Annotated in this window: 21 protein-coding genes and 2 tRNA genes; 17 read left to right on the forward strand and 6 right to left on the reverse strand. The window is 36.0% G+C overall.

From position 1 onward, the window contains the following. Positions 1–56 precede the first annotated feature (56 nt). The 7 genes from G9C87_RS12000 to G9C87_RS12030 all read left to right on the forward strand — a co-directional run bounded on the left by G9C87_RS12000 (position 57) and on the right by G9C87_RS12030 (position 9193). Positions 57–497, forward strand: coding sequence for a DUF6646 family protein (locus G9C87_RS12000; RefSeq protein ID WP_172281420.1), 441 nt, complete (start codon positions 57–59; stop codon positions 495–497). Positions 498–601: 104 nt separating this feature from the next. Next, positions 602–1951, forward strand: a complete 1350-nt coding sequence (gene rseP / locus G9C87_RS12005; protein WP_172281422.1) for an RIP metalloprotease RseP — start codon at positions 602–604, stop codon at positions 1949–1951. An 81-nt stretch (positions 1952–2032) separates the two neighbouring features. Continuing rightward, a tRNA-Asn gene (locus tag G9C87_RS12010) sits at positions 2033–2106 on the forward strand. Positions 2107–2280: 174 nt separating this feature from the next. Further along, a complete protein-coding gene (locus G9C87_RS12015; protein ID WP_172281424.1) occupies positions 2281–5442 on the forward strand; it encodes a S41 family peptidase in 3162 nt (1053 codons plus the stop codon). Between the two features lie 94 nt (positions 5443–5536). Continuing rightward, positions 5537–6238, forward strand: a complete 702-nt coding sequence (locus tag G9C87_RS12020) for an AAA family ATPase (RefSeq protein ID WP_194304256.1) — start codon at positions 5537–5539, stop codon at positions 6236–6238. 130 nt (positions 6239–6368) lie between these two features. Further along, positions 6369–6442 (forward strand) — tRNA-Asn (locus G9C87_RS12025). 225 nt (positions 6443–6667) lie between these two features. Beyond that, complete coding sequence (locus tag G9C87_RS12030) at positions 6668–9193, forward strand: DUF5686 family protein (RefSeq protein ID WP_172281426.1); 2526 nt, start codon at positions 6668–6670, stop codon at positions 9191–9193. Positions 9194–9504: 311 nt separating this feature from the next. On the opposite strand, the gene rpmA is transcribed toward G9C87_RS12030, so the two are convergent. After that, the gene (gene rpmA / locus G9C87_RS12035) at positions 9505–9762 is read right to left on the reverse strand and encodes a 50S ribosomal protein L27 (RefSeq protein ID WP_007842221.1); all 258 of its coding nucleotides are present in this window, start codon (positions 9760–9762) and stop codon (positions 9505–9507) included. 18 nt (positions 9763–9780) lie between these two features. Further along, entirely contained in the window at positions 9781–10356 is a 576-nt protein-coding gene (gene rplU, locus G9C87_RS12040) for a 50S ribosomal protein L21 (protein WP_172281428.1), read from the reverse strand. A gap of 183 nt (positions 10357–10539) precedes the next feature. Here rplU and G9C87_RS12045 point away from each other — a divergent pair, with 183 nt between their 5' ends. From G9C87_RS12045 to G9C87_RS12070, 6 genes are all read left to right on the forward strand, one after another. Continuing rightward, the gene (locus G9C87_RS12045; RefSeq protein ID WP_172281430.1) at positions 10540–11424 is read left to right on the forward strand and encodes a metalloprotease; all 885 of its coding nucleotides are present in this window, start codon (positions 10540–10542) and stop codon (positions 11422–11424) included. 111 nt (positions 11425–11535) lie between these two features. Further along, entirely contained in the window at positions 11536–12624 is a 1089-nt protein-coding gene (locus tag G9C87_RS12050) for an acyltransferase family protein (protein WP_172281432.1), read from the forward strand. A 63-nt stretch (positions 12625–12687) separates the two neighbouring features. Next, on the forward strand, positions 12688–13266 hold the full coding sequence (locus tag G9C87_RS12055; protein ID WP_172281434.1) for a tRNA-(ms[2]io[6]A)-hydroxylase: 579 nt from the start codon (positions 12688–12690) through the stop codon (positions 13264–13266). Between the two features lie 22 nt (positions 13267–13288). Next, a complete protein-coding gene (locus G9C87_RS12060; RefSeq protein WP_172281435.1) occupies positions 13289–13906 on the forward strand; it encodes a DUF502 domain-containing protein in 618 nt (205 codons plus the stop codon). A gap of 87 nt (positions 13907–13993) precedes the next feature. Beyond that, a complete protein-coding gene (locus G9C87_RS12065) occupies positions 13994–15370 on the forward strand; it encodes a tryptophanase (protein ID WP_172281437.1) in 1377 nt (458 codons plus the stop codon). A 275-nt stretch (positions 15371–15645) separates the two neighbouring features. Then, positions 15646–18081: a TonB-dependent receptor plug domain-containing protein gene (locus G9C87_RS12070; RefSeq protein ID WP_172281439.1), complete on the forward strand. Its 2436-nt coding sequence runs from the start codon at positions 15646–15648 to the stop codon at positions 18079–18081. A 35-nt stretch (positions 18082–18116) separates the two neighbouring features. Here the strand turns inward: G9C87_RS12070 and G9C87_RS12075 are convergent, their stop codons facing one another. Further along, positions 18117–19334 carry a PQQ-dependent sugar dehydrogenase gene (locus G9C87_RS12075; RefSeq protein WP_172281441.1) on the reverse strand — a complete coding sequence of 406 codons (1218 nt, stop codon included), beginning with the start codon at positions 19332–19334 and terminating at the stop codon, positions 18117–18119. A gap of 108 nt (positions 19335–19442) precedes the next feature. Here G9C87_RS12075 and G9C87_RS12080 point away from each other — a divergent pair, with 108 nt between their 5' ends. From G9C87_RS12080 to G9C87_RS12095, 4 genes are read left to right on the forward strand one after another with little or no spacing between them, the layout of a single operon-like run. Further along, positions 19443–19814, forward strand: coding sequence for a BlaI/MecI/CopY family transcriptional regulator (locus tag G9C87_RS12080; RefSeq protein ID WP_172281443.1), 372 nt, complete (start codon positions 19443–19445; stop codon positions 19812–19814). A 2-nt stretch (positions 19815–19816) separates the two neighbouring features. Beyond that, positions 19817–21259 (forward strand): M56 family metallopeptidase, encoded by a 1443-nt coding sequence (locus tag G9C87_RS12085; RefSeq protein WP_172281444.1) that lies wholly within the window; start codon positions 19817–19819, stop codon positions 21257–21259. A gap of 52 nt (positions 21260–21311) precedes the next feature. Continuing rightward, positions 21312–23303, forward strand: coding sequence for an excinuclease ABC subunit UvrB (gene uvrB / locus G9C87_RS12090; RefSeq protein ID WP_172281446.1), 1992 nt, complete (start codon positions 21312–21314; stop codon positions 23301–23303). A gap of 12 nt (positions 23304–23315) precedes the next feature. Then, complete coding sequence (locus G9C87_RS12095; RefSeq protein ID WP_172281447.1) at positions 23316–23696, forward strand: hypothetical protein; 381 nt, start codon at positions 23316–23318, stop codon at positions 23694–23696. A gap of 30 nt (positions 23697–23726) precedes the next feature. Here G9C87_RS12095 and G9C87_RS12100 read toward each other — a convergent pair whose 3' ends face one another. Genes G9C87_RS12100 through G9C87_RS12110 form a run of 3 tightly spaced genes read right to left on the reverse strand, consistent with a single transcriptional unit; the run spans position 23727 to position 25566 of the window. Beyond that, positions 23727–24206, reverse strand: coding sequence for a cupin domain-containing protein (locus tag G9C87_RS12100; protein ID WP_172281449.1), 480 nt, complete (start codon positions 24204–24206; stop codon positions 23727–23729). A gap of 9 nt (positions 24207–24215) precedes the next feature. Continuing rightward, positions 24216–24461 (reverse strand): DUF3820 family protein, encoded by a 246-nt coding sequence (locus G9C87_RS12105; protein WP_172282414.1) that lies wholly within the window; start codon positions 24459–24461, stop codon positions 24216–24218. A 19-nt stretch (positions 24462–24480) separates the two neighbouring features. After that, complete coding sequence (locus G9C87_RS12110) at positions 24481–25566, reverse strand: AI-2E family transporter (protein ID WP_172281451.1); 1086 nt, start codon at positions 25564–25566, stop codon at positions 24481–24483.

Here is a 25566-nt window from a genome sequence, read left to right on the forward strand (position 1 = left end):
CGGTTCTATTTTTGTAGCTGATTATTCTTAATTAATAGAACTAAAGTGTAATATTTATGAAGAAATTGGTTTTTATTTTAGCGGTCTTCTTCTTTGGAACTGCCGTAAATGCCCAGGCATGGACAGGAAAGGGTGATCAGAAAGTGCAATTGGGATTCAGTGCATGGGGATATGGAACAGGAATTACAGGGACTTATGATTACGGGCTCAATAAACTTATATCAGTTGGTGCCGGGCTGAACGGCTACTTTAGCGGATATAAAAATAATGACAACGACAACAAGGTCTTCATCTTTGGAAGGCTTAATTTTCATTTAAAAGAAGCATTACAGCTCCCTGAAAAGCTGGACATTTATCCCGGAGTTGATCTTGGGGTTCTCGGAAAAGATTTTGGAATCGGCGCCCATATTGGTGCCCGTTACTTTTTCACTGAGAGAATCGGGGTATTTGCAGAAGTTGGAAACAATGGCAGCCTGGGGGTTTCCCTTAATTTGTAAAAACAGTCTTAATATATGACAAAGCTTCTCTATATGAGGAGCTTTTTTATTTGGCATAGTTTTGATAATTGTTACCTTTGCAAATTAAAATCTAAAATTTATTAATGGAATTAGCAATTAAAATTTTTCAATTCATATTAAGCATTTCTATCTTAGTCGTTCTTCATGAACTGGGGCATTTTTTGCCCGCCAAATGGTTCAAAACCAAAGTAGAAAAGTTTTATTTATTTTTCGATCCTTGGTTTTCTATCGCAAAGAAAAAAATCGGTGAAACGGAATACGGTATCGGATGGCTTCCTTTTGGAGGCTACGTGAAAATTGCCGGAATGGTGGATGAAAGCATGGATACCGAACAATTAAAACAACCGGCACAACCATGGGAATTCCGTGCAAAACCGGCTTGGCAGAGACTTATCATTATGTTGGGAGGAGTTACGGTAAACTTTTTCCTTGCGTGGTTAATTTATAGCTGTCTTTCTCTTTTTAATGGAGAAATGTACACAGATCTTACAAAATTTGACAATGGTATCGGCGTAACAGATGCCGGTAAAAAAATGGGATTCCAAAATGGTGATAAAATTGTCTCTATCGATGGAAAACCAGCAGAAAGATTGGAAAATTCAGCTATTAATATACTTTTTAGTGATCATGTTACTGTTCTTAGAGGGGGTAAGGAAATTACATTCAAAGTGAATGAAGATGGTGTAGCTGATGTTATCAGACAAAGAGAAGCAAAGCTTTATATCACTCCCAGAATTCCGATGATCATTGATTCTTTAGCGACTCCTTCTTCAAAAGCATCAGGGTTGGCGAAAGGCGATAGAATTGTAGCCATCAATGGGAAGCCAACTCCTTTCTTCGACGAGGTAAGTTCGACATTAGCTGAAAATAAAGGGAAAACAGTAAGCATTGAGGTTAATCGTGGTACTGAAAAGCAAACTATCTCCGCACCAGTAGATAAAAATGGTAAATTAGGAATTGCTGTTGACCAAAAAAGTCTTGCAAGTGTAGTTACTGACAAAAAATACTCTTTCGGAGAATCTATTCCAAGAGGTTTTGAAAGAACCATTGAAGCTTTAACCATGCAGGTAAAGCAGTTCAAAATTATGTTCAACTCTAAAATTCAAGGATACAAAAATGTAGGTGGACCTATTGCAATTGTAAAATCTATGCCCGTAAATAAGGCAGCAGATGGTAGCTTTGCGATTAACTGGCCTGCATTCTGGAGCTTTACAGCAATGTTTTCGATATGGCTGGCTTTCCTGAATCTTATTCCTATTCCAGGATTAGATGGGGGACACGTTTTATTTACATTGTATGAGATTATTTTCGGAAAACCAGTTCCTCAAAAAGTATTGGAAAATGCACAAATGGTTGGTGTTATCTTTCTATTAGGCTTAATGTTACTGATTTTCGGAAGCGATATCTTTAAAATATTCACAGGAAAATTATAATATTTTTTAAATTTTCAAAAGAAAAATTTGCCTGGTATAAATATTCGTCCTATATTTGCACCACTTAAAAACAAAGGACATTCCTCCTTAGCTCAGTTGGTTAGAGCATCTGACTGTTAATCAGAGGGTCGCTGGTTCGAGCCCAGCAGGAGGAGCAAAAAGACTTACATTTCTGTAAGTCTTTTTTTTTGCATATCACAATTTAATAATGCAAAAGATCCTGATATTCTTAAAAAATTAGATATTTGCAACTTATTAAATAATTATAAGAGGAAATATTTTGCAGCGCAAAGTATGACAACATATCCCCAGGAATATCTAATTATCTCATGAAAAGAATCTTTATTTCGTTATTAGCAGCCTTTGCTAGCATTCAAGTTTCAGCACAGGAAAAATCTTATTTTTTATCAAGTCCTTCGTTAAGCCCGGATGGGAAAACCGCTTATTTTGCTTATGATGGAGACATCTGGAAAGTGGATTCCAATGGCGGAAACGCTTCCAGAATCACAGCCCTGGAGGGAGAGGAAATTAATCCACGCATTTCTCCAGACGGAAAATGGCTTGCATTCAGTTCCAATCAATACGGAAATTATGACGTGTATGTGATGCCTGCTGAAGGAGGAAGCATTAAACAGTTAACATTTCACACAGGAAAAGATGAAATAGAAAACTGGGGATGGGACAGTAAAACTATTTATTTTACCTCAAACAGGAATAATAACTTTGGCAGTTTTAAAACTACTATTGAAGGCGAAACACCACAAAAGCTTTTCAACAATTACTTTAATAATACAAACGGCCTGGCAGAAACTCCTGGCGGTGAATATCTTTTCACAAGTTCATCAGAAAGCGCCAATCAGGTACATCGCAAACACTATAAAGGAGAAAACAACCCTGATATTTTAGGTTATAATCCAAAAAACAATTCCTTTAAACAATATACGAACTATGCAGGAAAAGATTTTAATCCGAGCGTAGATAAAAATGGGACTATTTATTTTATTTCTGATGAAAATAACAATGAATATAATCTTTATGAACTTAAAAATGGCAAAAAGGTACCTTTAACACAATTTGAAACCTCTATTAAAAAGCCATTTGTTTCAGCTAACGGATCCAAAGTAATATTTGAAAAAGATTATCAGCTTTACACCTATGACGTAGCTACAAAAGATATAAAAGCTCTTAATATAAGCCTTAACACAAATAAAACACTGGAGAAAGAACAAAATTTTAATATAGAAAATAATATTTCTTATTATGATATTTCATCAGATGGTAAGAAAATAGCTTTTGTGAGCCGTGGTGTTCTTTTTGTTTCTGATATTGAAGGAAAGTTTACACAACAGATATCTGACGGAAAGGAACGTGTAATGGAAGTAAAATGGCTGAAGGACAATCGCACATTACTTTTTAACCAGACTTACCAGGGATATCAAAACTGGTTTAGTATTGCTGCAGACGGAAAAGGCCAGGTAAAGCAATTAACTACTGATTTGCGTAACAACCGCAATATAACCCTGAATAATGACCTTTCAAAAGCAGTGTATTTAAGTGGTCGTGATGAAGTAAGATTAATGGACTTAAAGAGTTTACACTCTACAACTATCGTAAAAGATGAAATCTGGGCTTTTCAAAATTCGAAACCTTCTTTTTCTCCCAATAACGAATACGTACTTTTCTCTGCAAAAAGAAATTTTGAACTGGATATCTTTGTTTATCATATCGGAAAAAGCAAAATCATAAATCTTACCAACACCGGCGTTTCAGAGGAAGATCCTTTTTGGTCACCCAATGGTAAGTATATTTATTTTACAAGTGACCGGACGAACCCTTCTTATCCGCTAGGTATGCAGAAATCTAATATTTACAGAATGGCGCTGGATTGGTTTGATGAGCCTTACAAATCTGAAAGATTCGATAAGCTATTTACTGAGGAGGTAAAGAAACCTGAAACGACAAAGGAAAACAAGGATAAAAAAGAAGAAGACAAAGAAAAAAAGGAAGAAAAAGAAATTGTTGTAAAAGAATTGAAAATTAATCCTGAAAACACTTTGGAAAGGATTGAGCTGGTTACAGACAGGTATGGATACCAGGAAGATCCTACCGTTTTCATGGATGACAAAAAGGAAATTTTATTCTTTAATTCCAATCAGGATAATGGAAAGAAACAACTTTTCAAAAAGGTTTTCACAGATTTTGAAACCGCTAAATCAGAAAAGGTTTTCGATAAAGAAGCCAGCTATATCATCAAAAATGACAAGTCTTTTTTTACATTAATAGAGGGTAACATTTATAAAATGGCCATAGCAACATTAAAGCCAGAAAAAATAAATATCCAGTATACTTTTAACAAAAATCTCGCTTCTGAATTTACCCAGATGTATGATGAAACATGGACTGGAGTTGAAGAAAATTTCTATGATGAAAAATTCCATGGTATCAACTGGAAAGCAAAAAAGGAGCAGTATGCTAAATATCTTCCGTATATCAATAACAGAAATGATTTGCGGATTTTATTAAACGATCTGTTGGGAGAACTCAATTCTTCACATACGGGATTTTCCTCAACAGGAAAGGAAGAAACCAGATATCTGAATTATTTTACCAATGAAACAGGGATTATCTTTAAAAAGGACCAGCCTTATAGTGTAGAAGGTATTGTAAGAAAATCACCCGCTTTCCGTTCCGGGGTTGACATTAAACCAGGAGATCAATTGATTGCTGTAAATGGAAAAAATATTGACGTACACGAAAATCGTGAATCTTATTTTACAAGTCCTAAAAAGCAGGAAGAAGTTATTCTTACTTTCACACGCAATGGCAAGGACATCACCACCAAGGTACATCCGATTTCAAATACAGAATTAAAAGGACTTTTGTATGACGAATGGATATTCAATAATCGGCAACGCGTAAATCAGATGAGCAACAGCCGCATTGCCTATTCATATATGAAAAATATGACTACTGATGAACTGGACCGCTTCCTTCTGGATATGGTGGAACAGGAAATTCAAAAAGAAGCTGTTATTCTCGATTTACGCTATAATACAGGCGGAAACGTTCATGATAAAGTATTAAATTTCCTTTCTCAAAAACCTTATTTACAATGGAAATACCGGGAAGGAAAAATGACCACACAGCCCAATTTCGCACCTTCCGGAAAGCCTATTGTTCTTTTGATCAACGAAGCTTCGCTGAGTGACGCCGAAATGACCGCTGCCGGTTTCAAGGCTCTGAAATTAGGAAAAATCATTGGGCAGGATACCTATCGATGGATTATCTTCACTTCCGGAAAAAGTCTTGTAGATGGTTCTTATTATAGACTTCCTGCATGGGGAACCTACACTCTGGACGGTCAGAACCTGGAGAAAACAGGTGTAAAACCAGACATTTATATTAAAAACACCTTCATAGACCGACAGCAAGATCATGACCCGCAACTGGAAAGAGCGGTCCAGGAAATCCTTAAAGATTTAAGGAAATAAAAAACAAGGCTTACAGAAATGTAGGTCTTTTTTTTGCATGTATTTTGCTTGATATCAACTAAACAAACAAATACCTTATTTATCCAGGATTTATTTGAACGAAGACCATTCGAAGGATTTCCCCTTCAACCTTCCTTTTTTGAGTAGTGGATTAAATCTCAGACTTCGAAGCAATGTCACTTTCTTTGTAGGTGAAAATGGGATTGGAAAATCAACTTTACTAGAAGCTATTGCCGAAAAATGCGATTTCAATGTTTCCGGAGGAAATAGAAATCATAATTATAGTTTTCATAAAACGGAATCCGAACTAGCAGAACACCTTAAACTTTCATGGGAAACCAAAACAGCACAAGGCTTTTTTATGAGGGCAGAAAGCTTTTTTAATTTCGCAACATATATTGATGAAGTAGCCGAAGAAGACAGAAGTGTTTTAGATGCTTACGGGGGAAAATCTCTTCATCAGCAATCCCATGGCGAAGCTTTTTTATCATTATTTCATAACCATTTTCAGAAAGGCATTTATATCCTTGATGAGCCGGAAGCCGCTCTTTCTCCGCAAAGACAACTTTCCCTATTGTCAATTATTCACAAGCTGGAAAAAGCTGGAAAAGCCCAATTCATTATTTCCAGCCATTCACCTATTTTGATGAGCTATCCGGAAGCTGAAGTCTATTTACTGGATGATAAAATTAAACAGATTGATTATAAAGAAACGGAGCATTATCAGTTAACAAAAAGTTTTTTAGAATCCCCGGAATTGTATTTCCGTTATTTATTTGAGGATTACTCCATTTAATAAGATGACAAGCAAAATATTTCTTATTGAAATTCAACCTATTTACTTTAAAATCATTGATAATTGAACGTAAAACTTGCTTGATATAAATATTCATATTATATTTGCACCACTTAAAACAAAGGAAAATTCCTCCTTAGCTCAGTTGGTTAGAGCATCTGACTGTTAATCAGAGGGTCGCTGGTTCGAGCCCAGCAGGAGGAGCAAAAAAGACTTACAGAAATGTAGGTCTTTTTTATTTTTCATTCGGAATAAATTCTGTTCTATCCTATTGTCTTTTAAAATCATAGGTCATAATTAATCAAATTGGTCATGTTATTTTTGTTACATTTGCATTTTTGTATATACACACGAAATTTTTTTAAATCTTATCCGTTTTAAATAAACAGCATACTTTTTGTTTATGCTAAATGCTTGAAGAAATACCTAATGTTAATTAATAACTCTAAATACCACTATCTCTACCTTTTTCTTTTATTTTCCGGTATTGTGTGCGCACAAAATGCTGCAAGTGGCAAAATTGTTGATGCCAAAACCAATAAAGAAGTTACCGGGGTGGATGTATTTATCAATGATAGTAATCAACCTTTTTTAACAACAACTACGGGAGCCTTCAGCGTTCAATCAGACAGTATTATTTACAAATTAAAATTCTTAAGAAAAAGCTATGCCTTGCAAAGTATAGACGTTACTCCAGATAATGCCAATAATATCTTCGTAAAGCTTTCCAAAGAAAAGGTGGAAAACATTGAAGAAGTTGTGATCCATAACGAGAAAACAAAATATAAAAACAAGAAGGAAAATCCGGCTTATGCCATTATGCAGGAAGTATGGAAAAGGAAAAGAAATAATGGTTTAAGTAAATTCGATACCTACACTTATAAGGAATATGAAAAAATACAGTTTGACGCTAATAATCTGGACAGCGCCTTTATGAAGAGAAAGATCTTCAACAAGCTGGATTTCATCTTTGATTATGCCGACTCAACGGCAAGTGGAAAAATGGCTCTGCCCATCTTCCTGAATGAATCAATTTATGAAAATTACGGAGAAAATAAGCCCGGCAAGAAAACCAAAAAGCTTTTAATAGCTCAAAAAACATCTGGTTTTCAGGATAATCAAATTGTAACTTTAACGGCGAAAAATCTCTACAGGGACATCAATATCTATGACAATACCCTGAATTATTTTGATATTGGTTTTCCAAGTCCTGTAGGAACTGATGGTTTTAGCACCTATGACTACAATCTGATTGATACGATTGCTATACATGGTGAGAATGCTTATAAAATCAGGTATCAGCCTAAAAGAACAGAAATTTTAGCATTTCAGGGCTATCTTTATATTGATACCGACACTTATGCAGTTTTAGGAGCGACGTTAAAATCAACACAAAAAATGAATGTAAATTTCGTCAATGGGATTTCCACAGAGCTGGAATACGACAACCCCGACGAAAATACTTTCTTGCCTAGAAAATTTGTAACCGTAGTAGAGCTGACCCCTTTCTCAAAAAAGAAAACATCTAAAAGTATCATCGCTAAAAGAACTGTAGACTATTCGGAATATGAGTTTAACAAGCCACTTGCTCCATCGGTTTTCACCCGAAAGGAGGAAGAGTATGACAATAAATTTGTAGATAAGGATGATGCTTACTGGGCTAAAGCGAGACCTGATACGCTATCCAAATCTGAACAAGGAGTCTATGATATGCTTGATAAGCTTCAGAAGGTCCCGAAATTCAACCGGATTGTAAAGTTATATGAAACCCTTGGATCGGGTTACTATAACATAACAAAAGGAATAGATTTGGGTCCTATTTTTTCAGTTTATGGAGTAAACGAAGTAGAGGGAGACAGAATAAGACTGGGAGCGAGAAGTTATTTTTCCATGAATGATCCCTGGAGAATCCAGTTTTATACAGCATATGGATTTAAAGATCAGCAGTTCAAATATGGTGTTGAAGCAAAATACATGTTTAATAAAGTCAACCGGTTTATGATCGGAGCAGGCACCAGAAGAGATGTTATGCAGCTCGGTGTTCAGCTAACAACTGATGACGGAATCATGTCACGTACATTTGCCTCGTCCACAGTCTTCGCGAGGGGAGACAATGCCTCTCTAAGCTCACTGAATCAAACTAATGTATTTGCCTCTATTGAGCCGTGGAAGAACTTTCAAATACGGGTAGATGGAACTATGCAAAGCATCAAATCAGCAAATCCGGATGGCTTCAACCTTATGTATTACAGAAACGGAGAATTAAGAAAAACCGTTAATGATTCCCATGTAACCCTTAGCTTAATAGCAAGACCTGGTGCTAAATTTTCACAAACCGGAGTTGACAGACACGAACATGGAACCTTGGCTCCTACTATTGTTTTAAAGTACACAAGAGGACTGGAAGGCCTGTTTAATGCTGATTTCAATTATAATAAACTACAATTCTTATTTTACAAACCGGTATTAATCGGAAGCTGGGGAAAAACACTAATCAATTTTGAAGCAGGAAAAAACTTCAATACAGTTCCGCTAGCCTTACAAAATATAATTCCCGGAAACCAATCTTATAGTTTGGTAGGAAATACATTTGCACAACTTAATTATTATGAGTTCGTTGCAGATACATATACGACGCTGCATCTGGAACATCATTTCAATGGTAAAATCCTTTCCTATATTCCACTAATCAAGAAACTCAAATTAAGAGAAATAGCATTTATCAGAAGTGCATACGGAACACTGAGCGATGCATCTAAAAAGATTAACGTTGAAGGTTTTAAGTATTCTGCTCCTAGTGATCATATTTATTATGAATACGGTTTCGGAATTGAAAATATTGGATTTGGAAACCTGAGGATCTTCAGGGTAGATTTCAACTGGAGAGGCAACTACCTCAACAGGCCTGACATTTCTACATTTGGCGTAAAAGCAGGATTCCAGGTAGGCTTTTAAAATACTTTAGAAAGACAAATAATTTCCATCTGATAAGCAAGTAAAAACATTCAAGAATATCGAGCATTATTCCGTTATCAAAATAGATTAAAGGCAATATAGGCTACTACAGCTAAGCCGGTTTAGAACAGCCAGAAACACTAGAGGAGATCATTACAGCTCAAGATCAGCAACATCATTTTTTTCAGATCCTTTTATGTAGGCTTTCCCGGATTTTCAAGACAAAATTAGGATTTTGAAAAAATTCCAGACCATTTAAACATAAAAAAGCCTCAACAATGTTGAGGCTTTTATTTTATAGAACGCTTAGATTAAGCGTTTGGTTCTACAGATACAAAAGATCTGTTATTTGCTTTCTTTCTGAAAACTACTTTACCGTCTACTAATGCAAACAAAGTATGGTCTTTACCCATTCCCACGTTTTCACCTGGGTGGTGTTGAGTACCTCTCTGTCTGATAATAATATTACCGGCAATAGCTTCTTGTCCACCGAAAATCTTTACACCTAATCTTTTAGAGTGAGATTCTCTACCGTTTTTGGAACTACCGACTCCTTTCTTGTGTGCCATTTTATTTGTAGATTATTATTATTTATTAAGAGCTTTAAATTGATCAATGTTCTTAACGATAGCAGCATCTACTTCTTCGTGAGTAAGAACTTTTTTCTCTAATTCAACTTTAACAGCTTTTCCTAAAGTAATTAAAGTCTCTCTGTTTTCTTTAGACTGAGACAAGTTGTGTTTCTTTAAGTGATAGTTCAACTCATGATCTTCACCAAAGTTAACAGTTGCGTTGTCTGAAAGAACTTCAGCCTTTACTGTTTCTTTTTTAGCTGCTTTCTTTGAACCACCTTCAAATCCAGTGATTCCTGTAATTTGAATTTGAGTTAAAGATTGTCTGTGACCGTTTTTCACTTCATAACCTTTTCTTCTTTTCTTTTTGAAAACGATTACTTTATCAGCTTTAACATGGTCTAAGATCTCTGCTTCTACAGTGATCCCGCTTACAGCTGGGGCGCCTACAGTGATTGTACCGTTTACAGTAAGAAGAACTTTATCGAAAGAAACTTTTCCTCCTTTATCTCCTTTTAAACGGTGTACAAACAACTTCTGGTCTTGCTCAACTTTGTATTGAAGCCCTGCTATTTCTACAATTGCAAACATTGTTTATAAATTTTTAGTTATTTCGAGGTGCAAATATACAAATTATTTTATAAACAGCTTACAATCAAAACAATATTTTTCAACACAAATGCTTTTTCACCAACGAAGGAATAATTTTAACTATTTATATATTAATTATCTAAAAAATAATTTATACCTTCGTTTTCACCAAAAAAATATTTTATGAAAAGAAACTTTAAATTCTGCTTTTTAGCAGGAGCTATTGCTGTATTATCTTTATCAGCATGTAACGACGACAAAATGGAAGACAACGTCTTACCAAATTCATCCACCGAAAATGCTAAAATTGAACAACCCGGAGACCTTCAGAGAAGCTGCTCTTATGTTGATCAAAACTGGAGTTCTACAGCAGTCCTTTTAACCGGCTTACAAACGAGCGCCGACACCAACTTCATGAACGGGCAAATGACAAAAATTGCCAGTATGTGGGGAAGAAGTAACCCAACATTGCGATTTGTAAACGATCCTTCCAATTTCAACTCCACCTATAATGCTATTTCCTACTCTACAGGAAAAATCTATTATGGTTATGCGATCTACGCTGATGCAAAAAATAAAGGCGGAGATATCGTGAATGCTATGATCCTGGCACATGAATATGGCCACCAACTACAATATGCGTTTAACCTGCCTTCTGTAAATGAATCTACAGCAAGACCTAATGAGCTTGAAGCCGATGGTTTTGCAGGGTATTATTTAAGAAGACCGAACGGGTATAACAAAACTCAATTCTCTGAAATTGCAGCAGCCTATGAATTTGCACAAAGCATCGGAGATTATCAGACCTCAAGTTATAACCATCACGGAACTCCTCCTCAAAGAAGATCTGCTGTTCGTTTAGGCTTCCTGCTTGGACAGTACAGTTTATCTGCGGCTGATTTCGACTATAACTTCTTTTATTACTATCAAGGAGTCCTTAACGGAACCTATAAAATGGGGAAAAATTCAAGAAATCCTGAAATTGACGCTTATATGAGCCAATATATGGACGAGTTAAGAAAAATCCAAACCGGAGAAATTTCTGCTGAAGAGTTTAGAAAACTTTAAACATTCATTATTAACATATTTAGGAAAGGAGGTAAAGTTCGCTTTACCTCTTTTTTATTTTTAAAATTATTTCCAAACTTTATCTATTTTTGAACTTTATCAATTACCATAATGAACAGGGATCTCTACATTGATTTTGCAAAAGGATTAGCAACGCTTTCCATTATATTCATCCACACAGCATTCTGGTCGGGACAGTTTTATATCCCGGCGGAAGTCAGGGTCTTTTCTTTAGTATTTGATGTAGCTTTATTTTATGCATTAAGTGGAATTACATCCGGAGCCAATATTGAGAAAACGTTCTACCGCCTGCTCAAACTACAAATCACCTATATGATTTTTGTAACATTCCTGTTTTTCCTGGATTACTTTTTTAAAGTTTTCGGGTTAAGTTTTTTTTCTGTAGAATGGTTGCAAAACTTTTACTCTACATTCGGCTCAAAATACGCGACAACAAATATATCTACGGAACCTCAATGGCAAAATTTAGGGAACTGGTACCTCCATCAATACACCAATGCCGATACATTTCCCGTAGTAATGGGAAGCTTCTGGTATTTAAAAGTATACTTTATATTAGCTGTTTTCGGTGTATTGATTTTAAGATTCTTCCCTAAACATATTAATTGGTTTATAGGACTGTGTATTGCTTTGACACTAATATTTAATTTATTTCCGTGGTTTTATCCAACAGGCCAGGTGGGATATGTTGCTTTTTATCTTGCGGTTTTCTTAATTGCCAATAGAATGAGGGGAAAGAAAATCCCTTCCCGTATCATCCCCGCACTTTATGCAGCGGTTGGAATTCTGCTAATCTGGATGTTCTGGTATTATGGAAGCGAAATATTTTACAAGATCAATAAAAATAAGTTCCCTCCTAAAACTCCCTATATCATATGGACCCTGTTTTCACTGGTTACGTTATTTGTTTTTTATAACAGATTAAAGATCACAAAAGAAAATTTTATTACTTATATCGGAAAGAATGCAATATTCTTTTATTTTGCACAGGGAATAAGTTCTTCCCTTGTTTATTTTTTAGTCGTTCATTTCAAGCAAGATGTACCGTGGTGGATATTAATGATTTTAATCTATATAACGAATATTATCCTCGCAACAACGATTGCAGGATTTTTAATGAAAGTAGATCGTTTAGGGTGGAATATTTTAGAGTTTTTACGACGAAAGACCGCTTCTTAAATAACTGGAATAAAACAAGATTTGTTATTGTAATTTACTTTAAATTTACAGAAATTTTAAAACATGTTTAAGTTGAAACTTCCCACGGATCCAAGGTGGGCAAATATTGCGGAAGGAAACATTGAAGAAATTTTAACCGATCATGCCTGGTGCGAACAAAAAGCCGCTACAAACGCTATCGGATTGATTACGATGCTTCCGGAACACCCTGAAATTGTAACCGAACTTCTTGCTATTGCACAGGAAGAATTGGATCATTTCAATCAGGTTCATGAAATCATCAAGAGCAGAGGATATAAGTTCGGAAGAGCAAGGAAAGATGATTATGTAAATGAATTGATGAAGTTCATTATCCAGGGCAGCAGAGAAGACCTTATCGTTGATAAAATGTTATTTGCCGCCATGATAGAAGCAAGAAGCTGCGAGAGATTTAAAGTCCTTACAGAAAATATCAAAGATGAAGAGCTTAAAAATTTTTACCGGGAATTAATGATTTCGGAGGCTAACCATTATACAACTTTCATTAGTTTTGCAAGACAGCTTGGAGATCCCGAAAAAGTAAACAAACGATGGGAGGAGTGGCTGGAATATGAAGCTAAAATTATTAAGTCATATGGCAATAAGGAAAGCATACACGGCTAAACAAAATGAGTAACTGAATACGTTGAAAAAACTGACTTTCGAAAATATCGCCAATTTTTTCCTGAAAAATTTCTTTCAGGGACTTGTTATTATCGGACCTATCGGGCTAACGATATTTGTCATATGGTATGTTGTCACGTCTATTGATAACATAATTCCATCTGTGGCAAAAGAAATACCGGGTTTGGTTTTTGTATCAACTATTTTAATCACCGCACTTTTGGGCTACCTGGGTAATAAATTCGTTGTGGGAAGATTTTTTTTCGACACAATGGACAGCCTGTTGGAAAGAACACCCGGGGTAAAACATATTTATACGCCAACTAAAGATGTAATGTCATCATTTGTTGGTGACAAGAAAAAATTTAATGATCCTGTATGGGTAAAAACCAATGAGCATCCTGAGATCTGGAGAATTGGTTTTTTAACCCAGAAAGAAATGGCAGATGTGGATAAACATAATTATGTTGCTGTTTATCTTCCTCACTCCTATGCTATTTCCGGATGGGTAATTGTTACGGAAGAAAAAAACATCAAACCTGTAGTGGGAATGTCTGCTGCTTCTGCAATGAAATTTGCAGTGAGTGGTGGTGTAGCCGGTTTCCACTCCGATGAAAATATATTTAAAGCGCCTGAGTAGTATTCTCCTGCTCCTTTAAATATATACTGATGAATTGAAATTATTTTCAAACAAATTTTCTTTACAAAACAATAAAATACTTAACTCATGAATTTACCGTACGCGGAACCTTTCCGCATTAAAATGATTGAAGAAATCCGTCAATCAACAAGAGAAGAAAGAGAGCAGTGGCTTAAAGAAGCCAATTACAACTTATTCAACTTAAAATCATCACAGGTTTTTATCGATTTACTAACCGATTCCGGAACCGGAGCCATGTCGGACAGACAGTGGGGAGCATTAATGACCGGTGACGAAAGCTATGCCGGTTCCCGTTCTTTCGACCAACTTCACAATACTGTAAAAAATATAACCGGATTCCAATATCTTTTGCCCACTCACCAGGGAAGAGCAGCTGAAAACGTGCTGTTTTCTGTTCTGGTAAAAGAAGGAGATGTAGTTCCCGGAAATTCCCATTTCGATACTACAAAAGGACATATTGAGTTTCGCAAAGCACATGCAGTAGACTGCACAATTGATGAAGCATTTGATATTAATGATCTACATCCGTTTAAGGGAAATATTAATCTTGAAAAGCTGGAAGAGATTTACAAAAGCTATCCAAAAGAAAAAATCCCTTTTTGTTTAATTACCATCACCTGTAATTCTTCAGGAGGTCAGCCGGTTTCTCTGGAAAATATGAAAGCAGTAAGAGAACTTTCCAATCAATACGGAATTCCTGTTTTTTTCGACTCTGCAAGATTTGCTGAAAACGCTTATTTCATTAAAAAAAGAGAAAAAAGCCAGGAAAACAGAAGCATTAAAGAAATCTGCAAAGAGATCTTCTCATATGGTGATGGAATGACCATGAGCTCCAAAAAAGATGGATTGGTAAACATCGGTGGTTTCATCGCATTGAATAACGAGGAGGTTTTCAGAAAGGCTTCCAATTTTACAATTATCTATGAAGGCTTCATAACCTACGGAGGTATGGCCGGAAGAGATATGGCAGCATTAGCCGTTGGACTGGATGAAGCCACGGAATTTGCTTATCTGGAAAGCAGGATCTCCCAGGTTGAATATCTTGGAAATAAGCTGATTGAATACGGAATTCCTGTGCAAAAGCCTATCGGAGGACATGCCGTTTTTATTGATTCTTTAAATTTCCTTCCAAAAGTATCAAGGGAAGAATATCCGGCACAGACTTTAGGTCTTGAAATCTACAAAGAAGCTGGCATCAGAACGGTTGAAATCGGCACCTTGCTAGCAGACAGAGATCCGGAGACAAGACAAAACCGTTATCCGAAATTGGAGCTGGTTCGATTAGCAATTCCTAGGAGAACCTATACGAATAATCATATGGATTATATTGCTGCAGCGATCAAAAACGTTTATGAACGCCGTGATGAAATCGCAAAAGGATATAAGATAACATGGGAGTCAGATCTTTTAAGACATTTTACTGTTCAATTAGAAAAAGCATAAAAATTAAAACCGGAGTAATTCCGGTTTTTTCATTTTATATCCACATACAAGAATAAATTGTTAAAAAAAATCGTAATAAGGAAAAATACACAACATATCATTTATGTATTTTACGATTTTAACTAATTTATACTATTTGATTGAAAATTTTCATATAATTATGCATCGCATCCATTTTTCATAACACTTTTCAAATAATAGTGATTTTTTCTGATGATTTAAAAACAAAAATCAATACTTTTGATTGAATTACCAATCTCAGAAACTCAATATATATGAAAATTAAATATCTAAGCGCTTTATTTCTGGGCAGCACTGCGGCTTTATATTCGCAGCAAATCAATGACACCATTTCTAAAGAAGCAAAAATTGAAGAAGTAGCCATTACGGGGAGCCGAAACAAAAAAAGAACAGTAATTGACACTCCTGTTCCCATCGATGTTATTGACATCAAACAGGTAAGTCAATCTACAGGACAAGTTGAAGTGAACCAGCTCCTGCAGTTTTCGGCACCTTCATTTAATTCCAATAAACAATCGGGGTCAGATGGTGCAGATGCTGTAGATCCAGCCACTCTCAGAGGATTGGGACCAGACCAGACTTTACTTTTATTAAACGGCAAAAGATACCATCAGTCTTCACTGATCAACCTTTTCGGAACTAAGGGAAGAGGAAACACCGGATATGACATGAACACCATTCCGATCGGAGCTATTAAAAGGATTGAAGTCCTTCGCGATGGAGCTTCCGCTCAATACGGTTCCGATGCTATTGCAGGCGTTATCAACGTCATCTTAAATGACCGAGATAAAGGCTTTGAAGGAAATGCATTTTACGGGATGAACCTTTTTAAAAGTCCCGGAGATAAAGATGTTGTATCAGATCATAAAATTGACGGGCTTACTTTTGATTTTAACGGAAATTATGGAACAAAAATAGGATCACAAGGAGGATTTGCAAATTTTACCGCAGAATTCATCAATAAAGAATATGCGATCAGAAATGCTAATCCTACGGTTTATGATGCCCCAAGACAACGTTTTGGAGATGCAAAATCACAAAATGTATATTTCTTTGGAAATATTGAAGTTCCATTATCAGATAATATAAAATTTTATTCTCATCCTGGGTTTTCCCATAGAAATACAGATGCTAATGCATGGACCAGAAAAGCAGATGCAGATGGAAACATTCCGCAGGTCTATCCAAATGGATTTAACCCTATTCAGGATACAAGCATCACAGATTTTACATTTGATAATGGTTTAAAGTTTAAAGTTGCAGGTTGGGATGCCGATGTTTATAATGCCTTTGGCAATAACAGATTTACGTACCAGATAGACAATACAATTAATGCTACATTAGGTATAAAATCTCCTACAAGTTTTAACGCAGGAGGGCACTCGTTACTTCAAAATACAACAGGATTTAATGCAACGAAACAATTTGGAGTGTTAGAAGGACTAAATATCGCTTTCGGATCTGAGTTTAGGTACGAAAAATTTAATGTTATAAGGGGGCAAGAAGCATCTTATGCAATGTATGATGTCAACGGGAACATTGTAACTTCAAATACAGATCCTAGTCTTTTAGTAATAAATCCTTTAACAGGCAACATCAGACCTGGAGGCTCCCAGGGCTTTCCCGGATATTCTCAGGAAGTTAATAAAAGTAGAAATAATTTTGCAGCCTATATCGATACCGAGCTTGACATTACCAAAAAATGGATGGTTAGTGCAGCAGGTAGATTTGAAAACTACAGTGATTTTGGAAGTACCATTAATGGGAAATTTGCAACAAGATATGCGATAACTCCTCAATTTGCACTTCGAGGTTCAGTTTCAACAGGGTTCAGAGCTCCTTCGTTAGCTCAAAAATATTATGCGCTTCAATTTACGAATTTTCAGGGAGGTAATCTTGTAACGATCCAATTAGCATCAAATGACAGTGATTTAGCTGTAAAATCCGGGATATCTCAATTAAAACAAGAAACATCTCTTAACGGGAGTGTAGGGTTTACATTCAACACGGGAAAGTTTACTGCAACTGTTGATGGGTACTACATTAATGTAAAAAACCGAATTGTATTGACAGGTAACTTTGCCAGAACAGACCTTCCACCTGATGTTCAGGCAGATTATCCTTATATTGATCAGGCACAATTTTTTTCCAATGCCATAGACACAAGAACAAAGGGTGTAGATGTTATATTAAGCTACAATGAAACACTTGGAAACGGAAGATTAACCACAACTTTAGCAGGAAACTACAACGAAATGGAGATCACATCTGTAAACGTTTCAGAAAAATTAAAAGGAAAAGAAGATATATATTTAAGTGCGCGTGAACGTGCTTTTATCCTCGCCTCAGCTCCGAAGACTAAAATTAATTTAAATGTTAACTATAAAATTAACAAGTTCAATGCTAATATACAGTTGGTTAGATTTGATAAACTCACGTTAATTGGCTACAATGGCCCTGATGATTATCAGACCTACAACGCTAAAGTAACCACTGATCTATCTTTCGGGTATGATTTTTCAAAAAATATTAGTTTAACTATTGGAAGTAAGAATTTATTCAACAGATATCCAACTTTACAAAGAGAGGCTGTTTCTGCAGGAAATACAGAATCCGGTGGTATTTTCGATCCTGTTCAGATGGGCTTTTCCGGAAGACAGGCTTTTGCAAGATTTAATTTCAGATTTTAAATAAAAAAGGCTCCGATAAATCCGGAGCCTTTTTTTTATTTCTTAGAAATTTTATACAATTTCCCACTGTCGGTAACAGCATAGATGTTTCCGTCTATTCCATCCAACACATCCCTGAATCTTTCTTTCTGATCAGCAAGCAAACGTTCTTCTCCAACCACTTTATTATCTTTCATCACAATCCGGTTGATGTGTTCACCACTTAAGCAGCCAATAAACAAATTACCTTTCCACTCATCTATATTTCCTGTATAAAAAGTAACACCACTTGGAGAGATTACCGGATCCCAGTAATAAACAGGTTGCTCCGTACCCTCTCTCTGAGTAATTCCCTCTCCCACTTTCGCTCCGGAGTATTCAATACCATAGGTTACGTCACCCCATCCATAATTTTTACCCGCTTGAATTAAGTTGATTTCATCACCTCCCCTTGGCCCCATTTCCACATCCCATAAGGACCCGTTGGGATCTATTGCCAAGCCTTGCGGATTTCTTATACCATAGGCATAAATCTCAGGTTTAAATCCGGCCTTTCCGATGAATGGATTTCCCGGAGCTGGTTTTCCTTCTTTTGTTATTTTAAGGATTTTACCTAAATAATTATCCGTTTTCTGGGCATATACCCTGGTTTCTTTATCTGATCTTTCTCCAGTACTTACAAACAAATTCCCATCTTTATCAAAGGCCAATCGGCTTCCGTAATGTTTATCTCCGTCATATGATGGTTCAGCACGGAAAATGACTTTTACATCTGATATCATTTTTAAATCTCCCGAAAGTTTAACTTTTGCTACAGAGGTCAGATTACCCTTCCCAAAGGGTTCAGAAAAACTAAAGTAAATAATACTGTTATTTTTAAAATCTGGATCCAGTGCAACATCCAGCATTCCTCCCTGTCCTTTTGCATCGACTTTAGGAAATCCTGATATCTTAGAAATCTGCTTCCCATCTTTAGAAACAACATTCATAAACCCGGATTTTTCAGTGATCAAAAATCTCCCGTCTGGTAAATTAATAATTCCCCAAGGTCTGCCCAGATCTTTATTTAAAACCTCAACATTGTAGGGTGTAGATGTCTTTACAGCCTTAATTCTGGTTTGTCCTGCAAAGGCAGGTTTATAGTCTGAATTAGGCTTTTCTGTTTCCACACTTCCATCACTGCTGACCTTTTGAGCATTGACGTTATTTTTCTTACATGAAGATAAAACTAAAAAAAGACTAATGATTGGTACATAAAACTTATTGAATTTCATAGCATTGTGATTATTGGTTAAAAAAAACAATGGAAAAATAGTGCCATAAAATTTGTTGATTTAAAATTTTATTCTACATTTGTAGAACAACATTTCAAATTGTAGAATATGAAAGAAATAAAATTAACAGATTCGGAAAAAGTTCTCATGGAGATCATCTGGGATAAACAGAAAGTATTCATGAAAGATATTCTGGATCTTTACCCGGAACCCAAACCTGCATCCACTACAGTAGCTACATTGCTTAAAAGAATGCAGAATAAAGATCTGATAGGATACACATTATATGGAAATTCCCGTGAATACTACCCAAAAGTAGCTAAAGGAGAATATTTCAGGGAAGAAATGACTTCCATGATTGACCGCTTTTTCAACAGCTCCGTGACCCAGTTTGCTTCATTTTTTACATCCAACACAAAACTAACCCAGAAGCAATTGATTGAACTGCGCGAAATAATTGATCAGAAAATAAAAGAATAAAGATGCTTTACATTTTTTTTAAAATTGTTTTGTGTTCTTCACTTTTTATGGGAGTGTACCATTTGTTATTGGAAAAAGAAAAAATGCACCATTTTAACAGGTTCTTTCTTCTTTTTTCCCTCGCGTTTGCTTATACGGTTCCTTTTATCTCAATCACAGCAAAAGGTCCCGTTACAACAGAAAGTCCACAACTAATTTTTGAAGAAACCACTCAACAGATATTAAGCCTTCCGGCTAAGGAAGAAGCTTTTGAATGGACCAATATTCTTTGGATTATATATGGAGCTATTACTTTAATGCTTTTAGTAAAGGCATTGCTCTCAATTTTAAAAATCCGGAATATAAAAGGAAAAGTAAGATATCAGGAAGGGTATAAAATAATCATCTCTGAGAATAACCTCTCCCCATTCACCTTTGGAAAAACTATTTATCTGGGGAAAAATTATCTTATTAAAGACCAAATTGATCCAAGGATATTCTTACATGAAAAAAGCCATCTGGATCAAAAGCATAGCTGGGATCTATTCCTGATCGAGTTTTTAAAGGTAATAACATGGTTTAATCCTGCCATCTTTTTCTACAGAAGAGCAATGATCACCAATCATGAATTCTTAGCTGATGACCGCGTATTGAAAAACAATTTCAATATCAAAGATTATCAAAATCTGATACTCGATGAAATAATTGATTCTCAAAAATTTGATTTCACACACTCATTTAATTTCAACAACACCAAAAAACGATTTATTATGATGAACACTAAAAAAACCAAATTCGCAGGCTTAAAAAAAGCCATTACCATCCCTATACTCATAACAGCCTTTGCCTTATTTGTCCAAAAGACCTATGCCAGCAATTACGTTTCAGGTAACGGTACACCCATGGAAGAATATGCATTAGAATCCTTCAGTACTTTACAAGAAATATCTTCTAAGCAGAGTAGGAAAGATCACCAAAGTATTACGGACACCATTCGCCCCACAAAAAAGGCGAATGTAAAAAAGGCAAAAATCAATAAAAATAGCGCACCTCCTCCTCCATCTCCTCCTCGTGTAGAAAAAAATGGATCTAAGAAAGCAAACATGAGTGGAGATCAGAACATCCCACCACCTCCGCCTCCGGCGAGCACTTCTTTTATCCAGGCAGAATTCCCTCAGGGAATTAATGAATTCCGAAACAAGGTGGCAAAAAATTTTAACGGTAGTGTATTTAAAGGAGATGAAGGCCGGCTCCAATCTAATGTATTTATTTCAATAAATGCCGAAGGGACAGTAGAAAAAGTAGTGGCAGATGGAAAAAACAAACTTTTTAATGACGAGAGCGTAAGAGCCATTAAAGCCTCTACAGAAAATATCAACTGGAAACCCGCACTGGCAGATGGCAAACCCGCACCAACGGTTTTTAAGCTGCCATTAGCTATGATATTTGAAAATAAGAAAAAATGATAATAATTATGAGAGTCCTGAAAAGGACTCTTTTTTTTTATAAATTTGATGTATGAATTTTAATCTTCATTCAGAATATAAACCTACCGGCGATCAGCCTCAGGCCATTGAAAAGCTTACCGAAGGCATTGAAATCGGCGAGAAATATCAAACCTTATTAGGGGTTACAGGATCCGGAAAAACATTTACCATTGCTAATGTCGTGAATAATGTTCAGCGGCCAACTTTAGTTTTAGCTCATAATAAAACTTTAGCAGCTCAGCTATTCATGGAATTTAAAGAGTTTTTTCCTGAAAATGCGGTAGAATATTTTGTGAGTTATTACGACTATTATCAGCCCGAAGCTTATATTGCCACTACCGGAACTTATATAGAAAAGGACCTCAGCATTAATGAGGAAGTAGAAAAACTACGTCTTTCCGCAACGGCAAGCTTATTATCCGGAAGAAGAGACGTTCTCATTGTAGCTTCAGTTTCGTGCATTTACGGTATCGGGAATCCAACTGAATTTCATAAATCACTGATCTCTATCGGAATCGGTGAGAAAGTGACCCGAACAGCTCTTCTTCATTCTTTGGTAAGTGCTCTTTACGCAAGAACCCTGAACGAATTCCAAAGAGGGACCTTTAGGGTAAAAGGAGATGTAATAGATGTTTTTCCTGCTTATGCCGATGATGCGATAAGAATCCAGTTTTTTGGAGACGAGATTGAAAAAATCCAAAGTTTTGATCCTGTTACCGGAAATGTTACTTCCAATTTCGAGCAAATTCAGATTTATCCGGCCAACCTATTTGTAACTTCAAAAGAGACCTTAAACGGAGCGATAAGAAACATTCAGGATGATATGGTCAAACAGGTAGACTTCTTCAACTCAATTGAAAAACCTCTGGAGGCAAAAAGGCTACAGGAAAGAACAGAACTTGATCTTGAAATGATTAAGGAACTTGGCTACTGCTCAGGAATAGAAAACTATTCAAGATACCTGGATGGTAGATTACCCGGCTCCCGGCCTTTCTGCCTGATTGATTATTTTCCAAAGGATTTTCTGATGGTCATTGATGAAAGTCACGTTACTGTTCCTCAGGTTCACGCGATGTATGGCGGAGACAGAAGCAGAAAAGAAGCCCTGGTAGAATATGGCTTCAGACTGCCGGCAGCAATGGATAACAGGCCCTTGAAATTCGAAGAATTTGAAAGCATGCAGAATCAGGTGATCTATGTGTCTGCTACGCCTGCAGATTACGAACTTGAAAAAACGGGAGGAGCTTATATTGAACAAATTATCCGTCCTACCGGGCTTTTAGATCCTGTTATAGAAGTGAGACCTTCGCTTAACCAGATCGATGACCTGATGGAAGAAATTCATAAGCGCGCTGCAGCAGACGAAAGAGTACTGGTGACTACATTAACCAAAAAAATGGCTGAAGAGCTGACCAAGTATTTTACAAAATTTGGAATCAGAACACGATATATCCACTCAGACGTTGAAACATTGGAGCGTATCCAGATTATGCAGGACCTTCGATTGGGAGTTTTCGATGTTTTAATTGGTGTTAACCTTTTAAGGGAAGGACTGGATTTACCTGAAGTTTCACTCGTAGCCATATTGGATGCAGATAAAGAAGGAATGCTAAGAAGCAGAAGATCAATGATCCAGACAGTCGGAAGAGCTGCAAGGAATGTCAATGGTAAAGCAATTATGTATGCCGATAAAATCACGAAATCTATGCAGGCTACTTTAGATGAAACGGAATATCGCCGATCAAAGCAGATGAAGCACAACGAAGAAAATGGCCTGGTTCCGACTGCTTTAAATAAAAAAATCTCTGAAAATCTAGTAGGACGAAGCAAGGACTTCCCGGATGAAAAATATACCCACAAGGAAATTTTACAGAAAGTTGCTGAAACCAAAGCAAATTATGCAAGCGGAGATATTGAGAAAATAATTGAGCAAAAGCAGAAGGAAATGGAAGCTGCAGCAAAAAATCTTGATTTCATAAAAGCGGCTAAACTAAGAGATGAGATTGCAGGTTTGAAAAACTAATCGAGAACAACAATGGAAACAATCATCATTATTTGTGGAATTTATTCTTTATTACTTGGTGGGTTTCATTTATTTTTCTGGACGTTTTTTAATTGGAAAAAGGATTTGTCAAAACTTTCTCAGATTAACAAAGGAATAATGCAAATCTTAAATATCCAGATGATTTTTGTTTTCTTTACCACAGGGTTAATATGTCTTTATTTTAATAAAGATATCTTAGAAACAAACTTTGGTAAATATTTTCTATTCGTGAATTCAGGATTTTGGGCTCTAAGAATAGTCAATCAGTTTCTTTTCTTAAGAATAAATGATTACAGGGTTCATTTATTAACTTTTGCTTTTTTTATTGGTTGTGTTCTCTTTCTAATCCCTGTAATTTATCAAACCAACTAAATAGTTAATGAGAATTCGCCTACACGATCATTAATGTGTAAACTCTTCAATGACTTCTTTTAAATCAGGATATTGTTGAAGTAACACACTTCTTTCTGCTAGTTCAAAATCTAAAAAATCAAATCCCGGAGCAACTGTACAGCTTACTAATGAATAGCCTATACCATTTGATATTTTTGCTGCAAACCACAAACCTGCTTCTATTCTTACTTGTGGGACTTCCCCATTTTCTAAAGAATTCCCCAATAGTATGGTATGCAATTTCCCATCTTTAATAAAAACAATTTCCAAAGGTTCACCCTGGTGGAAAAACCACAACTCATCAGACTTGATCCGGTGAAATGAAGACTTATTTTCATTTTCCAACATGTAATAAATAGCTGTACTTACGTTTCTTACACTCCCCTCTTTTAAGGCTAATGTTTGTTCACTCCTATATGTTTCTTTATAATATCCTCCTTCCGGATGTGGCTCCAACTTTAATGTTTCCACCAGTTTTTTAGAATCCATACGTATAGTTTAAAATTTATAGGTCTTATTTTTAGGCGATCCGTATAATTGCCTGATCGGAGTGAGCAAATCCATCAGCCCATTCAGTTTTATTTCATAAATGGTTGAGAGCTGCATTCCTAATTTTCCTTTGGGCATCCCCTGCCTGTTAAACCACTCCAGGTAACTTACCGGTAAATCTGCAAGTATTGTCCCTTCATATTTTCCAAAAGGCATTTTTACAATACAAATTTCCTTTAGTATTTCCGAATTTATTCCTTCCACAATTATAATATTAAAGTATTAAGTCCACATTGTCCACATCATCATCTTTATCCGGTAATTGCAGGTCGGGATGTGTTTCGTTATCTGAAAATTCATTCCTGTACACCTGAATAAGTAGAAGGGTAAGAGAAATCAGGATAGGCCCAAAAATAAGACCCATAAAGCCAAAAAGATTCATCCCCATAATAATTCCGAATACGGTGTTCAGCGGATGGATATCTTCCAGTTTTTTCAATAAAGTAAAACGAAGTAAATTATCTGTTAGGCCTACCACAACAAGACAGTACGCTGCCAATCCAAGGCCCGGTCCTGTATCCCCCACGGCTATCATATAAATACAAACAGGAATATACACAATTGCAGCCCCTACAACAGGAATCATAGATCCCGCAGCAGTTAATGCAAAAAGAAGAACAGGGCTTGGTGCTCCGAATACGAAATAACCAATCAATGCAACCACCCCCTGGCCTATAGCCACAACAGGAATTCCTATTGCATTAGCTATGATGAGTTTTCTCATTTTCTCTCCTATTAAAGAGACATTAGCTCTTTTTAAAGGAGCCGATGAAGTAAGTATCTTTTCAAATAATCTGGGCTTTTCCAGAAGGAAATAAAGAATAAAATACATGGACATAATTACCGTAAGCGTATTAAATGTTCCGCTTAAGGCAATGGTAGAAACCTTTCCAACAGAGCCTTTTACTTTATCCATATTCTCCTTGCTCAGGATATCAAATCCAAATTTCTTATCAATATAAGTATGTATTTTCTCAAGAAACACATTAAATTTCGCCATATAAGCCTGTGCGTTCCCAAGCTTATCTATTAAAAGATCTGCAATAAAATAAATGGGTAAAATCAGAATAATGAGGCTTGCCAGCATCAGTACAAATGAAGCCAGCCAGGGCTTCCACTTTTTTACTTCCTGGAGGTAAAAATTATATTTTCTGCAAACGACATAAATTGTAATGGCTCCTAACACGGATGGAATAAATAGCGCAAGATTAAAACAAATCAGCCCTGTCAATACCAAAATTATAGCCAACAGGAAAACCTGTTTTATTGCAACCCCGCTTATTTGTTTTTCTTTATTCAT

The organism is Chryseobacterium sp. LAM-KRS1 (assembly GCF_013184525.1).
Lineage (GTDB): Bacteria > Bacteroidota > Bacteroidia > Flavobacteriales > Weeksellaceae > Chryseobacterium > Chryseobacterium proteolyticum.

What these genes read in the sequence shown, in the direction of transcription:
- G9C87_RS12065 (WP_172281437.1), top strand. Translation starts at nt 13,994, where the DNA reads ATGAATTTACCGTACGCGGAACCTTTCCGCATTAAAATGATTGAAGAA.
- rseP (WP_172281422.1), top strand. Translation starts at nt 602, where the DNA reads ATGGAATTAGCAATTAAAATTTTTCAATTCATATTAAGCATTTCTATC.
- G9C87_RS12030 (WP_172281426.1), top strand. Translation starts at nt 6,668, where the DNA reads ATGTTAATTAATAACTCTAAATACCACTATCTCTACCTTTTTCTTTTA.
- G9C87_RS12045 (WP_172281430.1), top strand. Translation starts at nt 10,540, where the DNA reads ATGAAAAGAAACTTTAAATTCTGCTTTTTAGCAGGAGCTATTGCTGTA.
- rpmA (WP_007842221.1), bottom strand. Translation starts at nt 9,762, where the DNA reads ATGGCACACAAGAAAGGAGTCGGTAGTTCCAAAAACGGTAGAGAATCT.
- G9C87_RS12110 (WP_172281451.1), bottom strand. Translation starts at nt 25,566, where the DNA reads ATGAATAAAGAAAAACAAATAAGCGGGGTTGCAATAAAACAGGTTTTC.
- uvrB (WP_172281446.1), top strand. Translation starts at nt 21,312, where the DNA reads ATGAATTTTAATCTTCATTCAGAATATAAACCTACCGGCGATCAGCCT.
- G9C87_RS12055 (WP_172281434.1), top strand. Translation starts at nt 12,688, where the DNA reads ATGTTTAAGTTGAAACTTCCCACGGATCCAAGGTGGGCAAATATTGCG.
- G9C87_RS12000 (WP_172281420.1), top strand. Translation starts at nt 57, where the DNA reads ATGAAGAAATTGGTTTTTATTTTAGCGGTCTTCTTCTTTGGAACTGCC.
- G9C87_RS12070 (WP_172281439.1), top strand. Translation starts at nt 15,646, where the DNA reads ATGAAAATTAAATATCTAAGCGCTTTATTTCTGGGCAGCACTGCGGCT.
- G9C87_RS12085 (WP_172281444.1), top strand. Translation starts at nt 19,817, where the DNA reads ATGCTTTACATTTTTTTTAAAATTGTTTTGTGTTCTTCACTTTTTATG.
- G9C87_RS12100 (WP_172281449.1), bottom strand. Translation starts at nt 24,206, where the DNA reads ATGGATTCTAAAAAACTGGTGGAAACATTAAAGTTGGAGCCACATCCG.
- rplU (WP_172281428.1), bottom strand. Translation starts at nt 10,356, where the DNA reads ATGTTTGCAATTGTAGAAATAGCAGGGCTTCAATACAAAGTTGAGCAA.
- G9C87_RS12075 (WP_172281441.1), bottom strand. Translation starts at nt 19,334, where the DNA reads ATGAAATTCAATAAGTTTTATGTACCAATCATTAGTCTTTTTTTAGTT.
- G9C87_RS12050 (WP_172281432.1), top strand. Translation starts at nt 11,536, where the DNA reads ATGAACAGGGATCTCTACATTGATTTTGCAAAAGGATTAGCAACGCTT.
- G9C87_RS12015 (WP_172281424.1), top strand. Translation starts at nt 2,281, where the DNA reads ATGAAAAGAATCTTTATTTCGTTATTAGCAGCCTTTGCTAGCATTCAA.
- G9C87_RS12080 (WP_172281443.1), top strand. Translation starts at nt 19,443, where the DNA reads ATGAAAGAAATAAAATTAACAGATTCGGAAAAAGTTCTCATGGAGATC.
- G9C87_RS12095 (WP_172281447.1), top strand. Translation starts at nt 23,316, where the DNA reads ATGGAAACAATCATCATTATTTGTGGAATTTATTCTTTATTACTTGGT.